Origin of the sequence: Vibrio gallicus (genome assembly GCF_024346875.1) — a bacterium.
Lineage (GTDB): Bacteria > Pseudomonadota > Gammaproteobacteria > Enterobacterales > Vibrionaceae > Vibrio > Vibrio gallicus.
On sequence record NZ_AP024871.1, the window covers coordinates 372,208 to 398,494 of the forward strand.

Sequence of the window (26,287 nt, forward strand, 5' to 3'; positions counted from 1 at the left end):
TTAAACTGCCTCCGTTTCAGTTTGTTGCTCAGCGATTGCTTTATTCTTTTGTAGAACAGCTTTGTAGTCACGCGGCATCACTTTTAACAGTGATTGCAGGCTTACTTCAAAGTTGTCTAAGAACGTCTTGGCAACCTCACTTCCTGTGAATTGAACATGTTTCGTCAGCATGTCACGAATTAGAGTTTTATCTTCTTCTTCGATAGGATCTAAGTCTACAAGCTCTGCGTTTAGCTTGCTTTCAAAGTCTCCTGCTTTATCCCATACATAAGCGACACCGCCGCTCATGCCTGCTGCAAAGTTACGGCCGGTAGAGCCAAGGATAACAGCGACACCACCAGTCATGTATTCACAGCCATGGTCACCAACACCTTCAACAACAACCTTAGCGCCAGAGTTACGAACACAGAAGCGTTCGCCCGCTAGACCACGGATATAAGACTCACCAGAGGTTGCACCGTAGAAACATACGTTACCCACAACAATGTTATCTTCAGGAACAATGTTTGATTTGGCATCAGGATAGAGTACAAGAGTACCGCCTGATAGGCCTTTACCCCAGTAGTCGTTCGCGTCTCCCTCAACCTCAAACTTAACGCCTTTGGCAAGGAAAGCACCAAATGATTGACCCGCACTACCGTTGAACTTAACGTCCATCAGAGCTGGTAACCCTTGGTCTTTATATACCTTTGAGATTTCGTTAGACAACATGGTGCCTACGCTTCGATCGGTGTTAATAATTGGGAATTCAGCTTTAACCGCAGCACCATTCTCTAGAGCTGGGATCGCGGTTTGGATAAGCTTACGGTCCAATACATCTTCAAGGTTGTGGTTCTGCTCAATTTGGTTAAATACGCCATCTTGCTCGCGCGCCGGTTCTAGGTGAAGAACAGGCGATAAGTCTAGGTTTTTGTATTTCCAATGTGCGATATCATTACGAACCTTAAGCTTGTGAGACTGACCTACCATTTCTTGAATGGTGCGGTAGCCAAGCTCAGCCATGATTTCACGCATACCTTCAGCCATGTAGCGGAAGAAGGTTACAACATCTTCTACGCGGCCATCAAAGCGCTCGCGCAGGGTCTTGTTTTGAGTTGCGATGCCAACTGGGCAGGTATTCTTATGACACTTACGCATCATGATACAGCCTTCAACAACCAAGGCTGCGGTTGCTACGCCCCACTCTTCAGCGCCAAGTAGTGTTGCTACTGCAAGGTCACGAGGTGTCTTCATTTGGCCATCAGACTGAACAACGATACGGTTACGTAGACCATTCTTCAGTAGTGTTTGGTGGGTTTCAGCTAGACCTAGTTCCCACGGTAAACCCGTGTGACGGATAGAAGACATTGGTGATGCACCTGTACCGCCATCAAAGCCTGCAATAAGAACCACGTCAGCCTTAGCTTTAGCTACACCTGATGCGATAGTACCCACACCCGCTTCTGATACTAGCTTCACGTTAACACGACCAGCACGGTTTGCGTTCTTCAAGTCGTAGATAAGCTGAGCCAAATCTTCGATTGAGTAGATATCGTGGTGTGGCGGTGGTGAAATCAAGCCAACTCCAGGAGTGGAGTGACGCGTTGCACCGATCCAGTCATCAACTTTATCGCCCGGTAGCTGACCACCTTCGCCTGGCTTAGCACCCTGCGCCATCTTAATCTGAATCTCTTCAGAGTTGGTTAGGTAATAAGAGGTTACACCAAAGCGTCCAGAGGCTACCTGCTTGATAGCAGAGCGTTCCCAATCACCATTCTCTTTGCGCTCAAAACGAGATGGGTCTTCACCACCTTCACCTGAGTTTGATTTCGCACCGATGCGGTTCATAGCAACAGCAAGGGTAGAGTGCGCCTCGTAAGAGATAGAGCCAAATGACATTGCACCTGTTGCAAAGCGCTTTAGAATGCTTTCAATTGGTTCAACTTCTTCAAGTGGGATAGAGCCAGCTGGGTTTTTAACAAAATCTAACTGGCTACGCAGGGTTGCAGCGTTATCACCTTGGCTATCAACTGCTTGGGTATATTGCTTAAACTGAGCAAAGTCTTTATTGCGAGTTGATTGCTGTAGTAGTGAAATTGTTTCAGGGTTAAACAGGTGTTTTTCACCACGCTGTTTCCACTGATAAACACCACCAACATCGAGTAGCTGTACTGGGATCTCACGTGCCGGGTAGCCGATACGGTGACGAACCATCACTTCTTTAGCGATGTCATCAATAGTTAGACCCTGAATACGAGAAACCGTACCCGTAAAGTACTTATCAACAACAGATTTACTGATACCGAGTGCTTCAAAGATTTGAGCGCCGTGGTAAGACTGAAGCGTTGAGATACCCATCTTAGAGAAGATCTTCAGTAGGCCGCCGTTAACACCCTTACGGTAGTTCTCGAACAGCTCTTTGACGTGGACTTCTGGATCTAATTTCTTAGTGCGTTGCAGTTCAACTAAGGTTTCGATAACCAAGTATGGGTTGATTGCGTTTGCACCATAGCCAATGAGCGTAGCAAAGTGATGGGTTTCGCGCGCATCAGCGGTTTCAACAACAATGTCACATTTGGCACGTAGACCTTTACGGATAAGGTGATGGTGAACAGCACCTACCGCCAACATTGCAGGGATTGCAGCGTGGTTAGAGTTTACGGCACGGTCGGTAAGCAAAATAATGGAATAACCATCGGTTACTGCATCTTCAGCATACTGGCAGATACGTTTTAGTGCTCGTTGCAGCTTGCCTTTTTCTTCACTGGCTTGGAAGACGATATCTAGGGTTTTAGCTTGTAAGTGCTCATTATCGATAGCACGCAGTTTCTCTAGTTCTGAGTTGGATAGAACTGGAGATTCAAGCTCTACTTTTTGACAGTGCTCTGGTGTTTCCGTTAGTAGGTTATGGTCTTTACCAAGGTAGGTATTCAAAGACATAACCATACGCTCACGAATCGGATCGATTGGTGGGTTGGTAACTTGAGCAAACAGCTGCTTAAAGTAGTTTGATAGGTGTTGTGACTGATGCGATAGCACAGCTAATGGCCAGTCAGCACCCATAGCAGATAGTGGCTCTTTGCCATCTCTTGCCATAGGTACAATGATTTCATTAACTTCTTCAGAGCTCACGCCAAACGCTTGTTGCTTGTGCAGTAAGCGATCTGGAGAAGGTTGGTTGAATTCGTTTTCTGCGTCAGGCAGTTTTTTGAGGCTGAGGAGGTTTTCTTCAACCCATTTCTCATACGGCTGAGCGTTTGAGATTGAATCTTTTACTTCTTCATCAGATATGATGCGACCTTGTTCTAGATCGGCAACGAAGATACGACCCGGTTGCAGGCGGCCACGAAATTCAACATTTTCTGGTTCAATTTCCACTACCCCAGACTCTGATGCCATCACTAAGAAGTTATCTTTAGTCACTGTATAGCGAGAAGGGCGTAGACCATTTCGGTCTAGCGTGGCACCTACTTGAACACCATCAGTAAAACATACTGATGCAGGGCCGTCCCACGGTTCCATAATGTTAGCGTGATACTGATAGAAAGCACGACGCTTAGGATCCATGTTCTTGTTTTCTTGCCAAGCTTCTGGGATAAGCATCATCAGAGCATGTGGCAGAGTACGACCCGATAGCACTAGCAGCTCTAGAGCCATATCGAAGTTGGATGAATCTGAGCTACCTTCTTGACAGATAGGCAGTAGCATATCGATTTCAGCCTGGCTGAATAAGTCAGACTCAAGAATCGCTTCACGCGCCTTCATCCAGTTCAGGTTACCGCGAACTGTGTTGATCTCACCATTGTGCGCAATATAGCGGAAAGGCTGAGCCAGGCGCCATCTTGGGAATGTATTGGTTGAGAAGCGTGAGTGAACCAAGGCCAGTGCAGTCACCATGGTTGGGTTTTGCAGGTCTAGGAAGTACTGAGGTACTTGTTCTGTAGTGAGCTGTCCTTTATAAACTAATGTCTTATAAGACAAAGAGTTGATATAGAAGTCATCACCAATATTGGATACGCTTTCTAAGCATACTCGTACAGTGTAATTACGCAGCACATAGAGTTTTCGCTCTAGCTCTTCAGGTGTAGTACTTGGACCACCACCAATAAACACGTGCTCAAATTGTGGTTCTGTACTGAGGGGATCGGCACCTAACATTGAGTTGTCAGTTGGGAGTACTCTATAGCCTAGAATTTCTAATTCAAGACGTTGCGCGTTGCGCTCTAGAATATCTCGGCATTGTGCTCGTTTATACTCATCTCTTGGAAATAGCACGACACCAACGCCATACTTCTCAAAAGAGGGTAGGCGAATCCCTTGATTAACACACTCTTCTAGCAGAAACTCATGCGGTTTTTGCAGTAAAATACCAGCACCATCGCCTGAAGCAGGATCGCAGCCTTGACCGCCACGGTGCTCCATACGTGCTAGCATATCTAGCGCCTGTGTAACGACTTGATGCGATTTTCGGTTTTTGAGGTGAGCAACAAAACCGATACCACAAGCGTCATGCTCCAATTCTGGAGTATAAAGACCTTGTGCTGATTGCTCTTTATCCAACATAGATAATCCTTCCAATCTAATGGGGTCGCAGCAAAGCTGGACCAATCCTTGTAGTTGTCTTATATAAGCTAACTTTGAGGTAAGTTAGCGAGCGTCCATTCCGTCTCTCGCTGAAAGTATCGCGAGTAAAACAATTCCATGGTTAATCCTTTATATCACGGCTTAAAGCGGTGAGTGTTATAGGTAGGTTTAGGATTTAACCGACTATTCATTTAAAAAATGTGCATAAAAAGCACTGTTTTTAAGTGACAGGTGAAACTATCCTACATTTTTGTTTTGCCAAATTCCAACGAAAGTTGTCGCAAAATCTATTTTTAATGGACATTTTTTGTTCACGAACTAGTGAGGGATAGGGCGCAGATTGTAGTGGAAACTGACTGTGAACTAATTGTTCACTAATTGAACATCGAAATAAATTGAGGCACATGATAAAATGGGCCGCTTTTAATGCACGGATGTAATTTAGTTTCATAGGGACGCACTTACTTTGAATAACAGGCAAGAACTCGATGCAACTCCATGAATTAGTCAATACTTTAGGGCAAGATCTCCAACGTCGTTATGGGGAAAAGGTGCACAAATTGACCTTGCATGGTGGTTTTAGTTGCCCCAATAGAGATGGCACTATTGGTCGAGGAGGATGTACCTTCTGCAATGTATCTTCTTTTGTTGACGAAAACACCCAAGCCCAGTCTATTGAGATGCAATTGAGCGACCGTTCCGGTGAAATCAAACGCGCCAAAAAATACTTCGCTTATTTTCAAGCCTATACCAATACCTTCGCTGAGGTTCAGGTTCTGCGTAATATGTATGAACAGGCTTTGCGTTCATCCGATATCGTTGGTCTTTGTGTTGGAACGCGTCCTGATTGTGTGCCTGATGCGGTGATGGATTTATTGATTGAATACAAGCAAAAAGGGTATGAAATATGGTTGGAGTTGGGGTTACAAACCGCAAACAATAATACCCTTAAGCGAATTAATCGAGGCCATGATTTTGAGTGTTATGCACAGATCACCAAGCGAGCACGTGCTCATGGTATAAAGGTGTGTACTCACCTCATTGTAGGGCTACCAAAAGAGACTAAGCAGGATAATATTGAGACCTTAAAAAAGGTGCTCGATGTTGGTACTGATGGCATCAAGTTGCATGGGCTGCATATTGTAGAAGGTAGTACCATGGCGAAAGCGTGGAAGGCAGGCAAACTAGAGGCGCCAAGTCTTGAACAGTATGTTGATATTGCATCGACAATGATCCGTATGACCCCACCAGATGTTGTGTATCATAGGGTATCTTCTGCTGCGCGACGCCCAACATTATTGTCGCCTTTATGGTGTGAAAACCGTTGGCTGGCGATGACAGAAATAGGACGAACTCTTGATAAAGAGGGTGCTCAGGGGACATTGATTGAGCGACCGTTTATTTATAGTAAACCGATACTAACTCCCCAACTTTAAATCTAAGTCACCGATCGTAACTCGCTTAGGTTACTTTTTGATGAGCTCAATATAGACTACAAGCAGTACCCATAATAGGACTGCTTGATGCGCCCACTTAAATTCTTCACACAATATTATGTCAACTGGCTGGTTAGGCTTGGGATATATCGTTTTTCTATTATCCTAGCTATTGCATTGATAATATTGGCATTGTTTGTCCATGTTACGATTGCATTCATTCTTAATGAGCCCTTTGATACCCATCATATGCTGCGCTCGATGGCATTTGGTCTCATTATTACGCCCTGGGCTGTCTACTTTATCTCGACAATGGTTGAGCAATTAGAAGAATCTCGCAGTCGATTATCCAAACTCGTATCCGAGCTCAATGATATGCGTGATCGTGATTTAGAGCTAAATCATCAATTAAGACAAAATATCGAGCAGCTAAATTCAGAGATAAAAGAGAGGCTGGCAGCAGAAGAGTCGCGCAAGCAAATTATGTCTGATCTTGAGCATGAGGTGTTTCAACGCGAGGCGACTCAAATAGCTTTGTCTGAGCGTACTGCCTTATTACGCTCCTTTATTGACGCCTCTCCAGACCTCTTTTATTACCGCAGTAAAGATGGCGTTTTTTCCGGATGCAATCAGGCAGTAGAGAAACTAACGGGTAAAACCGAGCAAGATCTAGTGGGTCTAACACCTTGGCAGGTCTATAAAAAAGAGATCGCACAGCAGATTGTAGAGACTGACAAGATAGTTATTGAGAATAACAGAGAGATTATTTATGAGCAGTGGTTGGAATATCCAGATGGTCATAAAGCATTCTTTGAGCTCAGAAAAGCGCCGTTCTTTGATAAGCAGGGAAGGCATTTAGGCCTCGCTGGATTTGGACGAGATATTACCGAACGCAAGCGACATGAAGAGTCTCTAGAGAAAGCGAGTCGAGATAAGACAACCTTTATCTCGACCATTAGCCATGAGCTAAGAACCCCTCTAAATGGCATCGTAGGCTTGAGTCGAATGCTATTGGATACCTCACTAGATAAAGAACAGCGCCAATATATGCAGACGATTAACGTCAGTGCGATTACCTTAGGCCATATCTTTAACGACATAATAGATATGGATAAATTTGATCGTAATAAATTGGAGCTTGTACCTTCAGAGTTAAACTTTAATGAATTTGTCAGTGAATTAGATAGCTTGTCACGCCTGATGGCTGATCAGAAAAATCTGAATTTTGAGTTAGATAGGTTAACTGACATGCCAGGTAGTGTGATGGTCGATGCCACACGTCTTCGCCAAGTGCTATGGAACTTAATCAGTAATGCGATAAAGTTTACCCAGCAGGGGGGGGTAAACGTAAACGTTAGCGCTGAGCCTGTCGATAATAATCAGGTAAGCCTTCGCTTTGAAATTGAAGATACTGGTGTTGGTATTCCAGAACAAGAGCTAGATAAGATCTTTGCGATGTATTATCAAGTGAAGTCAGGCGAGGGTAATCTACATGCGGTAGGTACGGGTATTGGTCTGGCTGTATCGCATTCACTCATAGATAAAATGGGAGGAGAGCTATACGCCACAAGTGAGTTAGGGCATGGCAGCACTTTTTATGTTGAAATCACGGTGCCACTGGCCGATAAATCTCAAGCGGAGTTTGAAATTGAGCCAGTACAGAACGGTTTATCCATATTTATGGTCGAAGATATTGAGCTGAACATTACCGTTGCACGCTCTTTAATTGAAAGCTTGGGTCATAGCGTTGATGTTGCTAGAACAGGTAAAGAAGCGTTGCAGATGTTTGCACCTGATAAATATGATTTAGTGCTACTAGATATTCAACTTCCGGATATGACCGGCTTTGATGTCGCCAAAGATATCCGTAAACAGTATCCATCATCACCGCCGATAGTGGCTTTAACCGCTAATCTAGTGAAAGATAAGACGGAGTATCGAGGTGCTGGAATGCAAGATGCTTTGAGTAAACCGCTTTCAGCCAAGGCACTGCGTAAGATAATGCATAAGTTATGTAACGTACAATCGTATGAGGTGGATATTATTTCCCATGCGACCAAGGCGGTTCTAGAAGATGCATCGACTGAGTTATCGGTCGACACCCTTATCGATAAAGAGATGCTGACATCTTATATTGAGATAGTAGGTAAAAAGCCTGTGCTCGATAGCATTGCTTTATTTTCGGATATGATGCCTGAGTATATTTCTATCCTTGATTCCAACCTGGTAGCAAAAGATCAAAAGGCGATAGCATCAGAAGCCCATAAAATTAAAGGGGCGGCAGGTTCCGTGGGTCTACAGCGCATTCAATCTGTGGCACAGCAGGCGCAGTCCCCAGAGCTGCCTGCATGGTGGGAAAATATTCACGATTGGGTAGATGAGATACGAAACAATTACTTAAATGATATTCAGATACTGTTAAACTGGATTGACGAAAATTTTAATGATACCAATCTGAAAAAGTAGTGGTGGGGCCTTTAGGTTGTAAACCTCTGCTCGGAGTATTTTTTGAATGAAACTAAAACTTTTAGCAAGTGCATTAGCATGCACATCACTGTTATTTGGCTGCGCTACTACTAGCAATGTGCCGTGGCAGAATCAAGCATCGGTAAGCGTAGAAAAAACCAACATTAATCTTACCAGTAGTCTTTGGATTAATAAGATGCCGACCATAGGTGAAGAGCCCACAGCGCCGCTTCATGGTAGTTTGAGCTTATCGGCTGACCGAGAGATCCCAGCAAATATGGATGTAACCGCCATTGTATTGCGTCACGGGAGTGATGTGGTTGAGGTGAGTGATAAAGATTTTGAGGTTGAAGCTGGCAGTGAAAACCAGTGGAAGGTTTCCTTTAAGCAACCAGAGCATTTTGCTAACGAAGTCGATACCCTTGATGTGGGCGTTTTATTGGATAATGGCCAAAAGCAAGTATGGGCTGTTGACAAAAATGTGAAGGTTGATCTCGTCTTTTAGGTATCAGCTCTATATAGAAAAACCCAGCTTATAGCTGGGTTTTATTGTTTATGGACTAGATAAAATACTTAGTCTAGGTTTCCACAGAAGCGGTAACCTTCGCCGTGGATAGTGGCGATAATCTCAGGAGTACCCACAACAGATTCGAAATGCTTACGGATGCGACGAATGGTTACATCAACAGTGCGATCATGTGGCTTAAGCTCGCGACCGGTCATTTTTTTCAATAATTCAGCACGAGTTTGGATCTTGCCTGGGTTTTCACAGAAGTGCAGTAGAGCTCGGAACTCAGAGCGAGGTAGTTTATATGACTCACCGTTAGGGTTCACAAGAGAGCGACTATTGATATCAAGAATCCAACCGTTGAAGGTATATTTCTCAACGTTTTTATTCTCTTCTTCGCCTTCGCGGTTTGCATTCATTGAGCGAGCAAGTAAGTTGCGAGCACGAATAGTCAGTTCACGAGGGTTGAAAGGCTTAGTGATATAATCATCTGCACCAATTTCTAGACCTAGAATCTTGTCTACTTCGTTGTCACGACCAGTCAGGAACATCAGAGCGACATTCGCTTGCTCACGTAGTTCACGAGCTAGCAATAAGCCATTCTTGCCTGGAAGGTTAATATCCATGATCACAAGATTAACTGAATGCTCAGCGATTGTTTGGTGCATAGTGTCACCATCAATTGCTTCAAATACATTATAACCTTCGGCTTCAAAGATACTTTTAAGGGTACTACGGGTAACTTGTTCGTCTTCAACGATAAGAATGTTAGGGGTTTGCATTACTCTACCTAAACTGTGCAATTAACTATAAATATATAAATACTAGGCAAAAAAATAACATTAAGGTAATTAAAATGCTCATAATTACTGATGTAATGTATGATTTCATTTAACCTTAACTATCCCTCCATGGAATCTATCTTCCGATAATTTCAGTTCCGTAAACTTTAATTCTCAGCCAATTTGGGCGTGATTGTACTCACTTAACAGCTTCATAACAATCTCTTATTGTTAATAGCTTGCACTTTATTGACCTCAATCAATCAATTTTTCATTAACATTATGCGCGTTTATAACTGTAAATATGTGATCTGGTTCATTTTTTAGAGTGATATAGGGTGGCGGCAATCATGAGGGGAGATATTTGTATTTACATTTGAGTGTTAGCACCTCAATCCACAATGATGCGGCAAACTATGGTTAAATAGTAAACTAAAAGCTAAACCCGAGTTTAACCTCGACGCCACTTTGCCACTCTTCATAATCTAAGGTTGCCTTTACATTCAGGGTGTCGGTGAGCATGTATTTACCAGACACTTCGGCACTCATGGCATTATTAACGCTCTGTGAGCTTGCAGGTGAGGTATAGATGGCGCTATTTAATGATAGTTTGTCGTTGAAATGATAGTTCATACCACTTAGAAAGCCACGTTGATGAGGCTCATCTGCGCTGTTGGTGATGCGAGTGGCTATGTATAGGTCGATATTATCCATTACCGAGTATGAGTAGCCAGTATCCATTTGCCAAACATCAAATTGTATCCCTGCGCTCGAGTCGGCGTTAACGAAAACCTTATGTGGTGATGCCTCTGGAGTAAGCCAAGGCTGGGGATGTGAGGTTTCAGATTCTTGGCCTAAAGCATAAGGGAGGTACAGCAATGTTGTCGTCACTAGAAAAAGGGCAGATATTTTACTTTGCATGGTATTCCCCTCCTCTAATCTAGTCCTTTAACGATGTTCAAGTATGGAAGTTGTCGTTGTTGTTTGCCAATGCAAAGGTCGTTTTTTGTGCTTTTTTTTATGTCATAGCGTGACGATTTCTACTTTTTTGGCTTGATGAACCTCAAAAATAATGATGAACCACGATTAGATATTGACTAACAATTAAAAAATAGGTATTGCTAGAGTTAGTTAAAAGAAACAAGTTCGAAGATAGTTTATTTATATGAATTCATTAAGCCTGATTACCAGAATTATTATTACCGGCACCGGTTGTGCTGGGGCAGGCTATTGAGATAAATTTTTTCAAAAAAAGGCCTGTATCCCCATCAGATACAGGCCTTTTTTTTAATTTTGTTCAGGGAGAATGAAATGCGAGTATTAAAATTTGGGGGATCGTCGTTAGCAGATGTAGATCGCTTTATGCGCGCGGCGAATATCATTGCTAATAATGCCGATCAAGAAGAGTTGGCAGTAGTACTTTCAGCCCCAGGTAAAACCACGAATAAATTAGTAGCAATCATTGACGCTGCGCTTGAAGGACGCGATACCAAGCGCAATGTAGAAGAGCTTAAAACCTCATTTAAAGAGTTAGCCTCTCAGCTTCAAGCCACGCTACCCAACCTGCAACTTGATGCCTTCGAAGCACAGGTAAAAGAGTCATTAGATAACCTCGAAGACTTTATTCATGGTATTGGTTTGTTAGGTACTTGCCCGGCACACGTTAATGCTCGCATTATCAGTAAAGGTGAAAAAATCTCCACTCAGTTAATGAAAGCAGTTTTAGAGGCTAAAGGACAACCTGCAGCATTACTAGATCCTGTGCATTATCTTTTGGCTAATGGTGATTACTTAGAGGCAATGGTTGATTTAGAGGTTTCGACTCTAAACTTTCAATCAGCGCCATTAGAAGTGGGTAAAGTACATATCATGCCTGGCTTTACTGCCGGTAATGAGAAAGGTGAACTGGTAACGCTTGGACGTAATGGTTCCGATTACTCTGCTGCTGTGCTTGCCGCTTGCTTAAGAGCAGACTGCTGTGAAATATGGACCGATGTCGACGGCGTTTATAACTGTGATCCTCGATTAGTAGAAGATGCTCGCTTACTGAAATCTCTTAGTTATCAAGAAGCAATGGAGCTTTCATACTTCGGTGCATCTGTTTTACACCCTAAAACAATCGCACCTATTGCACGCTTCAATATCCCTTGTTTAATTAAGAACAGCTTTAACCCGCAAGGTGCTGGTACGTTAATTGGTTTAGACACTGGTGAAGACAACCTAGAAATCAAGGGTATTACAACCCTCAATAACCTATCGATGGTGAATGTTTCAGGCCCAGGTATGAAGGGTATGGTTGGTATGGCGAGCCGTGTATTTGGTGCCATGTCTTCGGCGGGAATTTCGATTGTTTTAATCACTCAGTCCTCTTCTGAATACAGTATTAGCTTTTGTATTGAAGCTGCCGATTGCGATAGAGCAAAGGCTGTTCTAGAAGATGCATTTGAGCTAGAGCTTAAAGATGGGTTGTTAGAGCCGGTTGATTTCATTAGCAATGTAGCAATTGTAACTCTGGTTGGTGATGGTATGCGTACCTCACGAGGCGTAGCGTCTAAATTCTTTACTTCTCTTACTCAAGTTAACGTAAATATCACTGCAATTGCTCAAGGCTCATCAGAGCGCGCTATCTCAGCGGTGATTCCAGAAGATAAGGTTTCAGAGGCGATCAAAGCTTGCCATGAAAACCTGTTTAACTCGAAAAACTTCCTAGATCTATTTGTTGTAGGTATTGGTGGTGTTGGGGGTGAGCTGGTGGATCAAGTTCGTCGTCAACAGCAGAAATTAGCCAAACAAGGGGTTGTAATTCGTGTTTGTGGTTTAGCGAACAGCAAGGGTATGTTGCTTGATCCTGAGGGATTACCATTAGAGCATTGGCGCGATCGAATGAGCAATGCCTCTGAAACATTTAGCTTAGCATCACTAAGTGCAGTGGTTAAACGTAATCATATTATCAACCCTGTACTGGTTGACTGTACATCTAGCGAACATATTGCTGAACAATATGCCGATTTCTTAGCCGCTGGTTTCCATGTGGTGACACCGAATAAGAAAGCAAATACGGCAAGCATGGCCTACTACCATCAATTACGCCAGGTAGCACGTAGCTCTCGCCGCAAGCTTATGTATGAGACGACAGTTGGTGCTGGTTTACCCGTTATTGAAAACCTGCAAAACCTTATCTCTGCCGGAGATGAACTGGAGAAATTTAACGGTATCTTATCTGGTTCATTGTCATTTATTTTTGGTAAATTAGATGAAGGGATGACCCTTAGCCAAGCAACCAAAGTCGCGATGGATAATGGTTTTACCGAACCTGATCCTCGAGATGATCTTTCTGGGATGGATGTTGCGCGTAAGCTGCTTATTCTGGCTCGAGAAACAGGGATGTCGATTGAACTTGAGGACGTTGTGGTTGATCAAGCTCTACCACCAGGTTTTGATGATTCAGGGACAGTTGAGGAGTTTATCGAGCGCCTTCCTCAGGCAGATGCGTACTTTAGTGAGCTTTCTCAACAGGCAGCCGCTGAGGGTAAAGTATTGCGTTATGTTGGAGAAATAGATCAAGGTAAATGCCGAGTTACTATCGCAGCAGTAGACGAAAATGACCCGCTATTTAAAGTAAAAGACGGCGAGAATGCCTTGGCATTTTATAGCCGCTACTATCAACCAATTCCATTGGTTATGCGTGGTTATGGAGCGGGTACTGAGGTCACAGCTGCAGGTGTATTCTCAGATGTGATGCGTACCTTAGGCTGGAAGTTAGGGATTTAGTTATGTCAAAAAGTGTAACGGTATACGCGCCAGCTTCAATTGGTAATGTAAGTGTTGGCTTTGATGTGCTTGGTGCTGCGGTATCGCCTATAGATGGCTCTCTGCTAGGAGACAAAGTCACTGTTTGTGAAGGAGAAAAGGCATTTAGCCTGATAGTAGCCGGTGATTTTGTTTCTAAACTACCGACCGATCCGAAACAGAATATTGTTTATGATTGCTGGACTGTATTTGCAAGAGAGATGAAAAGTAAGGGCTTAGCTCTACTTCAAGTTGAAGTCACCTTAGAAAAAAATATGCCAATTGGTTCGGGCCTAGGTTCGAGTGCCTGTTCGATTGTTGCGGCATTAGATGCCTTGAACCAATTCCATGGAAACCCGCTAACTGAAACTGAATTGTTGGCACTGATGGGAGAAATGGAAGGTAAAATTTCAGGTGGCATTCACTATGATAATGTTGCCCCATGTTACCTTGGTGGCGTACAGTTAATGGTTGAAGAACTTGATATTATTAGCCAGTCAGTACCAAGTTTCGACAACTGGTATTGGGTTATGGCATACCCTGGTATTAATGTTTCAACTGCCGCAGCTAGAGAAATTTTACCTGCGCAGTATCGTCGACAAGACATCATTGCACATGGTCGTCATCTTGCAGGTTTTATTCATGCAAGCTATTCGAACCAGCCATTACTGGCGGCAAAAATGATTAAAGATGTAATCGCTGAACCGTATCGTCAGCGGTTACTTCCGGGCTTTGCAGAAGCTAGAGATTACGCTGCAGTTGCTGGCGCATTGACCACAGGTATTTCAGGTAGTGGTCCGACTTTATTTACGGTCTGCGATAGTTTAGAGGTAGCACAGCGCGTGCAGGCGTGGTTGGCTGCAAATTATGTTCAAAATGAAGATGGTTTCGTGCATATTTGTCAAATAGACCAACAAGGCTCGAAAATTACAGGAAGCAATTTATGAAGCTGTACAACATCAAACACAACGATGAGCAAGTCTCTTTTTCACAAGCGGTACGTCAAGGATTAGGACGTAATCAGGGGCTATTTTTCCCAACTGATATCCCGCAACTGGGCGATATTGATCAATTACTTGCAGAAGACTTCGTAACCAGAAGTGGTAAGATCTTATCAGCTTTGATTGGTGATGAGCTTAGCAGTGAACAAGTGAATGAATTAGTCGGGAATGCTTTTCAGTTCCCAGCACCACTTAAGCAAGTCAAAGATGGCACCTATGCACTTGAATTATTCCATGGTCCAACGCTGGCGTTTAAAGACTTTGGTGGCCGTTTTATGGCTCAATCCTTGCTCGCTGTCTCTGATGGAGGCAAGATCACTATTTTAACGGCGACTTCTGGTGATACCGGTGCTGCAGTAGCGCATGCATTTTATGGTTTGCCAAATATCAATGTAGTGATCCTGTACCCTAAAGGAAAGATCAGCCCATTACAGGAAAAGTTATTTTGTACCCTTGGTGGAAATATCCATACGGTATCGATCAACGGTGATTTTGATGATTGCCAAGCTTTAGTTAAACAAGCGTTTGATGATGCGGCTCTACGTGAAGAGATTGGCTTAAACTCAGCGAATTCAATCAATATTAGCCGTTTGATGGCGCAGATATGCTATTACTTTGAAGCGGCAGCTCAACTGAGTAAACAGCAACGTGAAAACCTGGTGATTTCAGTACCGAGTGGCAACTTTGGCAACCTAACTGCTGGGCTACTAGCGAAGGCTTTAGGTTTACCTATTAAGCGCTTCATTGCCGCAACTAATGCCAATGACACTGTGCCTCGCTACCTCACTACTGGTGAGTGGGATCCAAAGCCAACGGTTGCAACTACCTCGAATGCAATGGATGTAAGTCAGCCAAACAACTGGCCTCGTATCGAAGAGCTATGTCAACGTAAAGGCTGGGGGCTTGATACCCTTGGTAGTGGCGCAGTATCGGATGAGCAAAGTGCACACAGTGTGAAAGAGCTAAACGAGCTTGGTTATCTGTGTGAGCCGCATGGTGCTATAGCTTATCGAGTACTTCAAGAGCAGCTACAGCAAGGTGAAACAGGTATCTTCCTATGCACGGCGCACCCAGCTAAGTTTAAAGAGGTTGTAGACGATATTCTAGGCACAGATATTGAGCTGCCTGGTCCATTAGCAAAGCATGCGGTTATGGAGCTATTGTCTCAAGAATTGAATAACGATTTTGAGCAGTTAAAGGCTGTTTTGAAAAGCGTTCAAGCATAGCGTTTATATGAGATAAGCAAGCGGCAATATTTATTGCCGCTTTTTTTATGTCTCACTTTTACTCATAAAAAGGAGGCATAAAAAAACCCAGTGAATAATCACTGGGCCTTGATTCTGTTATTAGGTGGAATACCTAATTCTTTAATGCTCTCTGATTATAGAGAAGCAGTAAAGGTACGAGCGATAACGTCGCGTTGCTGCTCTTGAGTTAGAGAGTTGAAACGTACAGCATAGCCAGATACACGGATAGTTAGCTGTGGGTAGTTCTCTGGGTGTTTAACCGCATCTTCTAACGTTTCGCGCTTAAGAACGTTAACGTTTAGGTGTTGACCACCTTCTACTTTAGGTGCTTTTTCGATAGCAACTTCACGGCTTTCATATTCACCTAGATCAGATGCAGCAACAACTTGGTCTGCTTCATAACCAGCACTAGCAACTACACAGCGAGCTTCATTTTTTTCAGAATCTAGAAGCCAGATAGAGTTTAGTAGCTCATCGTTTGCTGCTTTAGTAATTTGAATTCCTTGGATCATGATATTCTCCTAAGTGTTAAAAAAATAATGGTTTTACAGTAAGTAAATTTTTTCAGTTCGGAGCGTAAATACTCTCGTTCACTTGATGTTTGTCAATTTATATTGATTTACGTCAAAAAACAACTAGAAACCATAGTTTTTTTAAGGTGTTTTCCATGATTATGATCAAGTTATACGTAAAATAGGAAGTTAGGGTGTGTATTTTACACATTATCAACAAATTTCCCACTAAGTGTCGTAAATTTACAACATTTAGATGATATTCGATGCTGTTCCAGAACGGATTATGCGGGTCAAATAGAGATAAAATGAGAAAATTCAATGACAACAAATAAGTTTTTCGGAGCGCATGTCTCGGCTGCGGGAGGAGTTGAGAATGCTCCATTACGAGCCAAGGAAATTGGCGCAAATGCATTTGCTTTGTTTACTAAAAATCAACGGCAATGGGCGGCAAAGCCATTAACTCAAAAAAGTATCGACTCCTTTAAGAAAAACTGTACTGCACTGGGTTTTAAATCAGAGCAGATACTGCCTCACGACTCCTACTTGATAAATCTGGGTGCGCCAGAGGCTGAAAAGTTAGAAAAATCTCGAGCGGCGTTTATTGATGAGATGGAGCGTTGTAATCTGTTGGGCTTAACTCTGCTTAACTTCCACCCAGGGAGCCACCTTAAGAAAATATCGGAGAGCGAGTGTCTAAGCTTGATTGCCGAGTCAATTAACTTGGCACATAAAGCCGTTCCCAATGTGGTAGCCGTTATCGAGAATACCGCAGGCCAAGGAAGTAATTTAGGTTGGCGCTTTGAGCATCTTGCTGAAATTATTGAGCAGGTAGAAGATAAATCCCGAGTCGGGGTGTGTATTGATACCTGTCATACCTTTGTTGCGGGATACGACCTAAGAACATTTGAAGCCTGTCAGCAGACTTTTGATGAGTTCGAACGAGTAGTAGGGATGCACTATTTGCGAGCTATGCATATCAATGACTCAAAGATCCCTTTAGGGGGGAAGGTCGATAGGCATCACTCATTAGGGGCTGGCGAAATTGGTTGGGAGTGTTTTAAGTTTATTGCTCAAGATCCTAGGTTCAACCACATTCCTCTTGTTCTTGAAACTATTGAGCCAGAGTTATGGGAGCAAGAGATCCAAGCACTTAGAGCCTTTGAGCAACAAGTTATCTAATACTTTTGAGGGATATTTAAGATCCTAATTGATCTTTAGGCACATTTCCTTAAATACTTAATGTGATGGAAGTCACATTAACAAGGAGTGTGCCATGTTTAATTCAATCTCAGTTGTTCCGCAAGCTCGTCCAATTCAGCGTGGTCAAGGGCACTTTAGAACCCCGCAGCGTGCGCCAAAGAAACAATGTATTCGGAGTGCTTAACAAGTTATTCTAATGCCATTAATTTAAGCAAGGTGCGAAAAATGAATTGGCAAGAATTTATTGCTCAGCAACAACAGCTTCCTTACTTTACACAGATTGAAAGCTTTGTTGCTCAGCAAAGAGAGTCAGGAAAACAGATTTATCCACCTCAAGATCAAGTCTTTGCTGCGTTTGATAGTACGCCATTAGATAATGTAAAAGTGATTATATTGGGTCAAGACCCATATCATGGGGCTAATCAAGCGCATGGGTTGAGCTTTTCTGTATTACCTGGTAATAAAACCCCACCTTCTTTACGCAATATCTATAAGGAGCTTGATAGCGATATTGCAGGATTTAGTGTTCCTGAGCACGGCTGTTTATCCTATTGGGCAGAACAAGGCGTCCTGCTACTCAATACGGTATTGACGGTAGAAGAAGGGCTTGCACACTCCCACGCCAAATGTGGTTGGGAAACCTTTTCTCAAGCGGTAATTAAGCTGTTGTCTGAACATAAGCAAGGCTTAGTGTTTATGCTTTGGGGAGCTCATGCTCAGAAAAAAGGGGCGGAAATTGATGATTCTAAGCACTTGGTTTTGAGCTGTGCACATCCATCACCTTTAAGCGCGCGCCGCGGTTTTTTTGGGTGTCGACACTTTTCATTAGCAAACCAGTACCTCACCTCAAATGGCCGTTCGCAGATAGATTGGCAAATACCTACCAATCCAGATTAATGTCCATATAAAAAGTAAGTTTTTTGAACCTATCCAATACGTAATCTAAATTATTGCTTAAAATTAGAGCAGTGGATATGGAAGGGGAATAAAAATGTTATTAGAAAGGATCCATCGCGAGCATGGATATATGGTGCGTTTACTTGCCATTCTAAATAAAAAGCTGGCTCACTTAAGAGCAGAAGAGCCAATTAATTATTCATTAGTTAAAGAGGTTGCAGACTATCTTTGTGATCACTCTGAACGAACTCACCACCCTAAAGAAGATCTGATCTACCACTATTATATTGAGAAGTATGGCGAGCAGCAGCAGATCCAGAATTTAGAGTTGGAACATGTAGCCCTTGCTAAATTGACTCATGAGTTCCTCGATGTGGTGGAGATGATCTTAAATGATGCTGTGGTACCATTTGACGTCTTCGCCAATCAACTAGAGGGTTTTATCCGTCGCCAAAAACAACACCTTGATCTTGAAGAGCAGCAAATTATCCCTTTGATTAAGCAAACATTTACGACTTCTGATTGGCAGTATTTAGAGCAGCACTGGGGGGCACAAGAAGAAGATCCTGTATTTGGCGATACAATCGCAGACCGATATAAACAACTTGCGACAAGGCTCAAAGAAACAGATTGATAATTGACTTAAGTTACGCGTTGGCAAAAAAGGATGGTCAAAGCCATCCTTTTTTCATCGTGGACTGAGTTATAGTTTTATATCTTCCAACTCATATTCAGCACCAATATCGAGATCCATCAGCTCTTTTTGTAAGCGCTGACGGTCTTTAATGGCTTCGATTTCTCTCCACTTACGCTTTGCTGGTTTAGAGCGACTACCACGAGCGCGACGAGGTTCTGGGGTTTGATAAATGTCATCGAGTTGCAAGCTGTCCATAAATACATCCTTTATATTTCACGCGAGCGTTGAACATTGTTCAGTAATTTAAAGCTTCTCCTTGAACCTTTAGATTACTGTCATAATTATAACCATAAACAAGCCCAATATATCTATGAACTATTTCGCATTTATTGTTTTTTTGTGAAGAAAATGTTTCTAAATGGGGGCTATTTCTGTTGTTGGTGACAGAATCGTTTGTTTTGTAATCGCTGATACCAGTGAAATTTGCTTTTTATCTATGTTGACGGCATGATGCGCCGGATTGAGTGCATAGAAATCATTTGCTTAATATATCTCTCTGCTGGCTAGTTGCTAACACCTAGCCTTACTGTGGTTCATAAAGGATTTAGACTCAGTTTTTGTATGCGCTCTAATTTTCAATGGAAGGAATATCAATCCATTGGGGCGGTACGGTTTCTTCATCTTTTTGAAGTCTAATAAAAATAATAGGGTTTGCTATGACAGACATTATCAATTTAATGAATGATCTTCTTTGGGGATCAATCCTTATCTACTTGTTGGTAGGTGGTGGTATCTATTTTACCTTGCGCTTAGGGTTCATTCAGTTTCGACATTTCGGACACATGTTCAGTGTTCTAAAAAATAGCCGTAAGGCTGACAAGGCCGGTATATCTTCTTTCCAAGCTCTTTGTACCAGTCTTGCTGCTCGCGTTGGCACAGGTAATATGGCTGGGGTTGCGGTAGCTCTTACTTTAGGTGGGCCTGGGGCTATCTTCTGGATGTGGGTGATTGCCATGCTCGGTATGGCAACCTCATTTGCTGAAAGTACCTTGGCGCAGCTATACAAAACCAAAGACGAAGATGGCAACTATCGTGGTGGTCCTGCTTACTATATGGAGAAAGGGCTAGGCATGCGCTGGATGGGTGTGTTGTTCTCTATTCTCCTTATAATTGCATTTGGCTTGGTATTTAACTCAGTACAAGCAAACTCCATTGCAAACGCAATGAATAATGCCTTTGGTATCGACACTTGGGTTGTCGGTGTGGGTGTTGCTCTGCTTTCTGCGTTTGTTATTTTTGGTGGTATCCGTAAAATCGCACGTACGGCTGAGTTGGTTGTTCCGGTCATGGCTCTTGCTTATCTTGTACTTGCTTTCTACGTAATGGCTATAAACTATGAGAAGGTGCCTGATGTACTAGCGCTTATCTTTAAGAGTGCATTCGGCTTCCAAGAAGCAGCAGCTGGTGGAGCGGGTTATGCGATTGCTCAAGCATTGATCAATGGTATCAAGCGTGGACTATTCTCCAACGAAGCGGGCATGGGTTCTGCGCCAAACGCCGCAGCATCAGCAACACCTTATCCACCGCATCCAGCATCTCAAGGTTATGTTCAGATGCTTGGTGTATTTACAGATACTATTGTTATCTGTACCGCGACCGTTGCGATTATCCTTGTATCTGGAGAGTACGTACCTGGTGGTGAGATAACCGGTATTGAGTTGACCCAGAGAGCACTGAGTGCCGAAGTAGGAAGCTGGGGTGGCATTTTTGTGGCAGTGGCGATCTTCTTCTTTGCATTTACTTCGATTATCGCAAACTACTCGTATGCTGAAACCAACCTAATTTTCTTGGAGCACAACCACAAAGCAGGCTTGAATATCTTCAGGATTATCGTGTTGGGCATGGTTATGTTTGGCGCGGTATCTTCATTGCCGGTGGTATGGGCTATGGCTGATGTCTCGATGGGACTTATGGCAATAGTGAATATGGTGGCTATCTTATTGCTGTCAGGTATTGTGGTTAAGTTAGCCAAAGATTATAACCAGCAACTAAAAGCCGGTAAGTTACCAACCTTTGATGCCAATGATTACCCTGAACTTCAATCGCAGTTAGAAGAAGGCATTTGGTATAACAAGGATGCGACTAAAAAAGAGTAATTGGTCTCACCGATGATATTGATTGAAAAAGCCGTGCTGACATAGCACGGCTTTTTTTATACCCTAGTCGTATCCATATGACTGCATACTTCTTGTCAATTTGGATACATCTCAAACTCGCAAAGGAATTCTGTAATGTTGGTACTCGTTTCGCCTGCTAAAACTCTTGATTTTGAATCGCCGTTAGCAACCCAGCAATATACTCAGCCAGACTTTGTTCAACAAGCCTCTGCGCTTATCGAGATATGCCGTCAATTAACACCAGCCGATATATCTGGACTGATGAAGGTGAGCGATAAGATTGCAGGGCTCAATGCCGCTAGGTTTGAGCAGTGGTCCAAAACCTTCACCTTGCAAAACTCCCGTCAAGCTATCTTAGCCTTTAAAGGCGATGTCTACACAGGGCTAGAAGCAGAAACATTCAGTGAGCAAGACTTTGATTATGCGCAGTCACATTTTAGAATGCTTTCCGGCTTATATGGTTTATTAAAACCGTTAGACCTTATGCAGCCTTACCGCCTAGAAATGGGTACTCGTTTAGCCAATGCTAAAGGGAGTAACCTGTATCATTTCTGGGGGGATCAGATAACAGATAAGATCAATCAAGATTTAGTTGCGCAGGGGGATGACCTGCTAATCAACCTAGCGTCAAATGAATACTTTAAATCGGTTAAGGTGCGAGGGGTTCAAGGGACGGTTATTACCCCTGTATTCAAGGACTGCAAGAATGGCACCTATAAGGTGATTAGTTTCTTTGCTAAAAAAGCACGCGGTATGATGGCAAAATATATTATTCAACATCGTATCAATTCAGTTGATGCACTCAAGCAGTTCGACAGTGCGGGATACTATTATTGCGAGTCTGAATCAACCGCAACGCAGCTGGTGTTTAAGCGTGAACAGCAGTAACCATGAGCGCTTTAGCCTAGAGACTGAGCTGCTTTTGTTGCGCCCATGGAAAGCAACAGATTACGATAGCTTTGTACAGATGAACGCAGACCATGAGGTGATGCGCTATTTCCCTAACCCATTATCACCACTGCAGAGCGTAGAGTTTGCTCGCCACTTAAGTGAGGAAATATCTGAGCAAGGATGGGGGATGTGGGTGGTCGAACTGAAGGCGACAAGTGAGTTTGTTGGCATGCTCGGTTTACAATCACGCAAATCTGAAGAGGGTATTCTAGAGCATGACTTTGTTGAGATAGCTTGGCGTTTTAATAAAGCATTTTGGGGGCAAGGTTTAGCGCCACAAGCGGCCAATCGGGTGATTAAATTTGCCTTTGAAGAGCTCAGACTCGAAGCTGTGTATAGCTTTACGGCGTTATGCAATTTGCCGTCACAGCGGGTAATGCAAAAGGTTGGTATGCGGGATATTAAGCAACCATTCCAACATCCCAAGCTTGCCCCAGATTCCCCTTTAAGTTGGCACTGCTTATATCAGATAACATATATTGACTGGCAACGCTAAGTTAGGTTATCTGCGCCCCAGAGTCTGCGACATAAAAAAGGAGAGCCTAAGCTCTCCTATACTATCTGCACAGCCTATTTCTTCTTAACTTTTTTCTTAGCAGGCTTGGCGTTATCTTCTTTCTTCTTCTTTTTCTTAAACACAGGTTTTTTGTGTTTAGGACGCAGCTCTTTAATGAAACGCTCTTTAATGGCTTCATTGGTGTAGCGCTGTACGCGCTCCATCATAGATTGGTCATGAGCTTCCACTAGGGAGATAGCACAGCCTTTTTTACCAGCACGACCAGTACGGCCAATACGGTGCAAATAGACATCGGCGGTGCGAGGCAGGTCATAGTTGATAACGTGGCTAACATCTGGAATATCAATACCACGAGCGGCTACATCCGTTGCCAATAATACGTTGAGTTCACCCTCTTTAAAGCGGCGGATTGCATTATTACGTCTGTCTTGAGGCATTTCACCTTGAATCCAGCTGCATGGGATCTGCGCGCTATCGAGTTGCTGGCGTAATTCGCCTAAACGTTCACGAGTCTTAAGAAATACTATGGTACGTTCTGCTTGCTCGGTAAGAATAGTTTTAAGTAGTGCCAGCTTATGCTCAGCATCATCAGCACGGTGATACCACTGCGTGATTTTCTTGCGCTCTTTAATTGGTGGGGTTGAGTTCACTTCTGCTGGATTAGTTAGAAGATCCGTAGTGAAGCCTTCAACACCTTGTCCCTCAAGAGTTGCAGAAAATAGTAAGGTTTGTTTTCTCCAGCGACACTCAGCTGAAAGTCGATCGACAACTGGAGCAAAGCCCATATCAAGCATGCGATCCGCTTCATCTAGAACCAGCCATTCGATTGCGCGGCAATCAAAGCGCTCAGCATCAATATACTCAAGCAAGCGACCAGGCGTTGCGACCACGATATCTTGGGTGGTTGAGAGAATGTCTGCATGCTCTTGGTAGGTAACACCACCGGTAATCGTGAAGATATTCAGGCTAGTATTTTTCGCCAACGCCTGAGCTTGCTCGGTGATTTGAAGGGCAAGCTCTCGAGTAGGGGTCAGGATAAGTACGCGTGCTGGGCCACCTTTTTTACGCGGGAAGTCTAAAAGGTATTGCAGTGCTGGCAGTACGAATGCCGCTGTTTTTCCCGTTCCTGTAGGGGCGGAAGCAAGAATATCTCTGCCGTCTAAAGCATGAGGGATAGCTTCACTTTGCACCTTAGTTGGGCGCTCATAGCCTACCTCTTCAATGGCTTTAATTAATGTTTGGTCTAAATCTAAATCAGCAAAGGTTCTAATCACAGTTACGATCCGCAATGGAGTGGTGTTAAAGGGTGTAGTATATAGCCTACATCTTCAAATAGAAATCTTGGGTTAAGCGAACAAACGCTTTACTGTACGCTTGCTGTTGATGAATTAGCAGTTGAGAAGCCTCTATTTGGCACTCTTGACGTGACAACTCAAACAGTAATCGACTAACGGGTTTAGTCGCTGTGGTTTGAATTTCACAGCGTCGTGATACATGCCAATTATAGCTAACTGCTTGAGCTATAAAGGCTTCGCCTTCAACTGTTGGCAGAATGAAGCTTGCTCTTCCTTGTGATGATAACAATTTATCAGCGGCAATAAGTAGCGCTTGATGACTGAGTGTATCGGTATGCCGAGCGATTGCTCTTTGCTGTATTCGACTCTGTTCACCAGAATTAAAATATGGTGGATTGCAGATAATATGTTCAAATTTTTTTGGAGCTATAAGCTGACTAACGTCGATTTGCTGCAATTGAATGCGATCATTCCACGGACTGAGCTCAACGTTATGGGTTGCAGCAACAATTGCTTCATGATTGATATCGATGGCGTTGATCTTGGCATGTGGGTTTCTTTGGGCACACATTAGCGCCAGCAATCCAGTTCCTGTACCAATATCTAGGATGGTGTTGGCGTATTCGATTGTTGCCCATGCACCCAGCAGTACGCCATCAGTGCTGACTGGCATACCGCTGTTTCCACCATGTATGGTGAAGGCTTTAAATTCAAAACTCTTAGTTTTATTCATAGTGTCGACGGTAAATTATAACGAGTCGGCGTATTGAGTGAGTATCTGTGTGCACCATGTGTTGAGGCGTTCGTCGGTGAGATCATATTGAGAGTCTTCGTCTAGTGCCAAACCAAGAAACTGCTTACCATCTTGGGTTAGGGCCTTTGAGCCTGTAAATTCATAGCCGTCAATTGGCCAATATCCGATAAACTGAGGGGTATGAGCTTGCAGTTGCTGGTGCAGTAGTCCCATAGCATCTAAGTACCATTCACCGTAACCTTCTTGATCACCAAGACCAAACAACGCCACATGCTTTCCTGTGATGCTTATTTCACCTAGCGTATCCCATACCTCACTCCAATCTTCTTGCAGTTCGCCGAAGTCCCAAGTAGAGATACCTAAAATCAGTAAATCATAGTCACTCATTAAGCTTAATGGGCTTTGCTTTACGTTGTGCAGGTCAACTAGCTCAGAGCCTATGATGTCACGAATCTTTTCCGCAACCATTTCGGTATAACAAGTGGTTGAGCCGTAAAATAGTCCTATTTTCATTCTATTTGCATACTACTTAGTCGAGGTAAAAGGATTTTACCTCTATTTTGTTTCTATTGCAGTTTGCGTGTGGCGTTATCGGGTATACTGGTATCAATTAATGCACAAGGTTGGATGTTATAGCTTGTCAAATCAGCAGCTTATTGAGCAGTTTTTAGATGCGGCTTGGATGGAGAAAGGGCTGTCAGAGAATACTTTGGCATCGTACCGTTTAGATCTAAGTAAACTGGTTACTTGGCTAGAGTCTATAGACTCGGATCTATTGACCGTTTCCAATGAACAATTGCTCGACTATCAAATCTGGCTCTCAGAAAAGGGTTTCGCCCAATCGAGTAAGGCCCGCATGTTGTCAGCAATGCGTCGTATCTTCCAGTATTTCAATCGTGAGCGAATGCGCGAAGATGACCCATCGGCACTTTTAGTTCGCCCCAAACTGGCCAAGCGCTTACCAAAAGATATTAGTGAAGCACAGGTGGAAAGCCTACTTGCTGCTCCAAACCCGCAAGATACCATTGAGCTTAGAGATAAGGCGATGCTAGAGCTTCTGTATGCTACCGGATTGCGCGTTACCGAGTTAGTGGGTTTGACCACTGAGAACCTAAGCCTGCGTCAAGGGGTAGTTAGGGTAATTGGTAAAGGGGGTAAGGAGCGATTGGTACCTATGGGGGAAAATGCCATTGATTGGATTGAGCGTTTTATGACTGTAGGTCGCCCAGAGTTACTTGGAGAGACCTCATCGGATGTGGTTTTTCCTAGCAAGCGAGCCCGTCAAATGACCCGTCAAACGTTTTGGCACCGTATAAAACATTATGCGCAAATCGCTAATATAGACAGTGACTCACTTTCACCTCACGTATTGCGACATGCGTTTGCTACGCACTTATTAAATTACGGCGCAGATCTCAGGGTTGTACAGATGTTGCTAGGGCATAGTGACTTATCGACAACGCAAATTTATACTCATGTAGCAAAAGAACGATTAAAGCTGATCCATCAGCAACACCACCCAAGAGCCTAGTTGGTCTCTATAAAGGAACAT

21 protein-coding genes and 1 other annotated feature are annotated in these 26,287 nt (G+C 43.4%); of the genes, 13 read left to right on the forward strand and 8 right to left on the reverse strand.

Annotation, left to right across the window (positions count from 1 at the left end; genetic code table 11):
• Window positions 1-4,542, reverse strand: a complete 4,542-nt coding sequence (gene gltB, locus OCU28_RS01805) for a glutamate synthase large subunit (RefSeq protein WP_261816665.1) — start codon at window positions 4,540-4,542, stop codon at window positions 1-3.
• Between the two features lie 509 nt (window positions 4,543-5,051).
• Between gltB and OCU28_RS01810 the strand changes: the two genes are divergently transcribed.
• The 3 genes from OCU28_RS01810 (at window position 5,052) to OCU28_RS01820 (ending at window position 8,970) form a co-directional block, all read left to right on the forward strand.
• A complete protein-coding gene (locus OCU28_RS01810; RefSeq protein WP_261816666.1) occupies window positions 5,052-5,999 on the forward strand; it encodes a TIGR01212 family radical SAM protein in 948 nt (315 codons plus the stop codon).
• A gap of 87 nt (window positions 6,000-6,086) precedes the next feature.
• Window positions 6,087-8,465: an aerobic respiration two-component sensor histidine kinase ArcB gene (gene arcB, locus OCU28_RS01815; RefSeq protein WP_261816667.1), complete on the forward strand. Its 2,379-nt coding sequence runs from the start codon at window positions 6,087-6,089 to the stop codon at window positions 8,463-8,465.
• Window positions 8,466-8,511: 46 nt separating this feature from the next.
• Complete coding sequence (locus OCU28_RS01820) at window positions 8,512-8,970, forward strand: hypothetical protein (protein WP_261816668.1); 459 nt, start codon at window positions 8,512-8,514, stop codon at window positions 8,968-8,970.
• Between the two features lie 68 nt (window positions 8,971-9,038).
• Here OCU28_RS01820 and arcA read toward each other — a convergent pair whose 3' ends face one another.
• On the reverse strand, window positions 9,039-9,755 hold the full coding sequence (arcA, locus tag OCU28_RS01825; protein ID WP_261816669.1) for a two-component system response regulator ArcA: 717 nt from the start codon (window positions 9,753-9,755) through the stop codon (window positions 9,039-9,041).
• A gap of 432 nt (window positions 9,756-10,187) precedes the next feature.
• On the reverse strand, window positions 10,188-10,676 hold the full coding sequence (locus OCU28_RS01830; protein WP_261816670.1) for a hypothetical protein: 489 nt from the start codon (window positions 10,674-10,676) through the stop codon (window positions 10,188-10,190).
• Between the two features lie 244 nt (window positions 10,677-10,920).
• Window positions 10,921-11,044: a sequence feature (Thr leader region), on the forward strand.
• A 22-nt stretch (window positions 11,045-11,066) separates the two neighbouring features.
• Here OCU28_RS01830 and thrA point away from each other — a divergent pair.
• Genes thrA through thrC form a run of 3 tightly spaced genes read left to right on the forward strand, consistent with a single transcriptional unit; the run spans window position 11,067 to window position 15,771 of the window.
• Complete coding sequence (thrA, locus tag OCU28_RS01835) at window positions 11,067-13,526, forward strand: bifunctional aspartate kinase/homoserine dehydrogenase I (protein ID WP_261816671.1); 2,460 nt, start codon at window positions 11,067-11,069, stop codon at window positions 13,524-13,526.
• A gap of 2 nt (window positions 13,527-13,528) precedes the next feature.
• Window positions 13,529-14,491, forward strand: coding sequence for a homoserine kinase (thrB, locus tag OCU28_RS01840; protein WP_261816672.1), 963 nt, complete (start codon window positions 13,529-13,531; stop codon window positions 14,489-14,491).
• Window positions 14,488-15,771: a threonine synthase gene (gene thrC, locus OCU28_RS01845; RefSeq protein ID WP_261816673.1), complete on the forward strand. Its 1,284-nt coding sequence runs from the start codon at window positions 14,488-14,490 to the stop codon at window positions 15,769-15,771. The genes thrB and thrC overlap by 4 nt, the downstream gene beginning before the upstream one ends.
• A 155-nt stretch (window positions 15,772-15,926) precedes the next feature.
• Here thrC and grcA read toward each other — a convergent pair whose 3' ends face one another.
• Window positions 15,927-16,304 carry an autonomous glycyl radical cofactor GrcA gene (gene grcA, locus OCU28_RS01850; protein ID WP_261816674.1) on the reverse strand — a complete coding sequence of 126 codons (378 nt, stop codon included), beginning with the start codon at window positions 16,302-16,304 and terminating at the stop codon, window positions 15,927-15,929.
• A gap of 321 nt (window positions 16,305-16,625) precedes the next feature.
• Between grcA and nfo the strand changes: the two genes are divergently transcribed.
• The 3 genes from nfo (at window position 16,626) to OCU28_RS01865 (ending at window position 19,038) form a co-directional block, all read left to right on the forward strand.
• On the forward strand, window positions 16,626-17,486 hold the full coding sequence (gene nfo, locus OCU28_RS01855) for a deoxyribonuclease IV (protein WP_261816675.1): 861 nt from the start codon (window positions 16,626-16,628) through the stop codon (window positions 17,484-17,486).
• A 186-nt stretch (window positions 17,487-17,672) separates the two neighbouring features.
• Window positions 17,673-18,404: a uracil-DNA glycosylase gene (ung, locus tag OCU28_RS01860; protein ID WP_261816676.1), complete on the forward strand. Its 732-nt coding sequence runs from the start codon at window positions 17,673-17,675 to the stop codon at window positions 18,402-18,404.
• A gap of 94 nt (window positions 18,405-18,498) precedes the next feature.
• A complete protein-coding gene (locus OCU28_RS01865) occupies window positions 18,499-19,038 on the forward strand; it encodes a hemerythrin domain-containing protein (RefSeq protein WP_261816677.1) in 540 nt (179 codons plus the stop codon).
• 69 nt (window positions 19,039-19,107) lie between these two features.
• Here OCU28_RS01865 and OCU28_RS01870 read toward each other — a convergent pair whose 3' ends face one another.
• Complete coding sequence (locus OCU28_RS01870; protein ID WP_261816678.1) at window positions 19,108-19,296, reverse strand: DUF3545 family protein; 189 nt, start codon at window positions 19,294-19,296, stop codon at window positions 19,108-19,110.
• Window positions 19,297-19,757: 461 nt separating this feature from the next.
• Between OCU28_RS01870 and OCU28_RS01875 the strand changes: the two genes are divergently transcribed.
• The 3 genes from OCU28_RS01875 (at window position 19,758) to OCU28_RS01885 (ending at window position 22,665) form a co-directional block, all read left to right on the forward strand.
• Complete coding sequence (locus OCU28_RS01875; protein WP_261816679.1) at window positions 19,758-21,197, forward strand: alanine/glycine:cation symporter family protein; 1,440 nt, start codon at window positions 19,758-19,760, stop codon at window positions 21,195-21,197.
• Window positions 21,198-21,332: 135 nt separating this feature from the next.
• The gene (gene yaaA / locus OCU28_RS01880) at window positions 21,333-22,106 is read left to right on the forward strand and encodes a peroxide stress protein YaaA (RefSeq protein ID WP_261816680.1); all 774 of its coding nucleotides are present in this window, start codon (window positions 21,333-21,335) and stop codon (window positions 22,104-22,106) included.
• Window positions 22,093-22,665, forward strand: a complete 573-nt coding sequence (locus OCU28_RS01885; protein ID WP_261816681.1) for a GNAT family N-acetyltransferase — start codon at window positions 22,093-22,095, stop codon at window positions 22,663-22,665. The genes yaaA and OCU28_RS01885 overlap by 14 nt, the downstream gene beginning before the upstream one ends.
• Before the next feature lie 74 nt (window positions 22,666-22,739).
• Here OCU28_RS01885 and srmB read toward each other — a convergent pair whose 3' ends face one another.
• The 3 genes from srmB to fldB are packed head-to-tail and all read right to left on the reverse strand — an operon-like array spanning window position 22,740 to window position 25,248.
• On the reverse strand, window positions 22,740-23,960 hold the full coding sequence (gene srmB / locus OCU28_RS01890) for an ATP-dependent RNA helicase SrmB (RefSeq protein WP_261816682.1): 1,221 nt from the start codon (window positions 23,958-23,960) through the stop codon (window positions 22,740-22,742).
• Between the two features lie 46 nt (window positions 23,961-24,006).
• Complete coding sequence (locus OCU28_RS01895) at window positions 24,007-24,714, reverse strand: tRNA1(Val) (adenine(37)-N6)-methyltransferase (protein ID WP_261816683.1); 708 nt, start codon at window positions 24,712-24,714, stop codon at window positions 24,007-24,009.
• Window positions 24,715-24,729: 15 nt separating this feature from the next.
• A complete protein-coding gene (fldB, locus tag OCU28_RS01900; RefSeq protein ID WP_261816684.1) occupies window positions 24,730-25,248 on the reverse strand; it encodes a flavodoxin FldB in 519 nt (172 codons plus the stop codon).
• A 100-nt stretch (window positions 25,249-25,348) separates the two neighbouring features.
• Between fldB and xerD the strand changes: the two genes are divergently transcribed.
• Window positions 25,349-26,266 (forward strand): site-specific tyrosine recombinase XerD, encoded by a 918-nt coding sequence (gene xerD / locus OCU28_RS01905; RefSeq protein ID WP_261816685.1) that lies wholly within the window; start codon window positions 25,349-25,351, stop codon window positions 26,264-26,266.
• The last annotated feature ends 21 nt before the right edge of the window (window positions 26,267-26,287 follow it).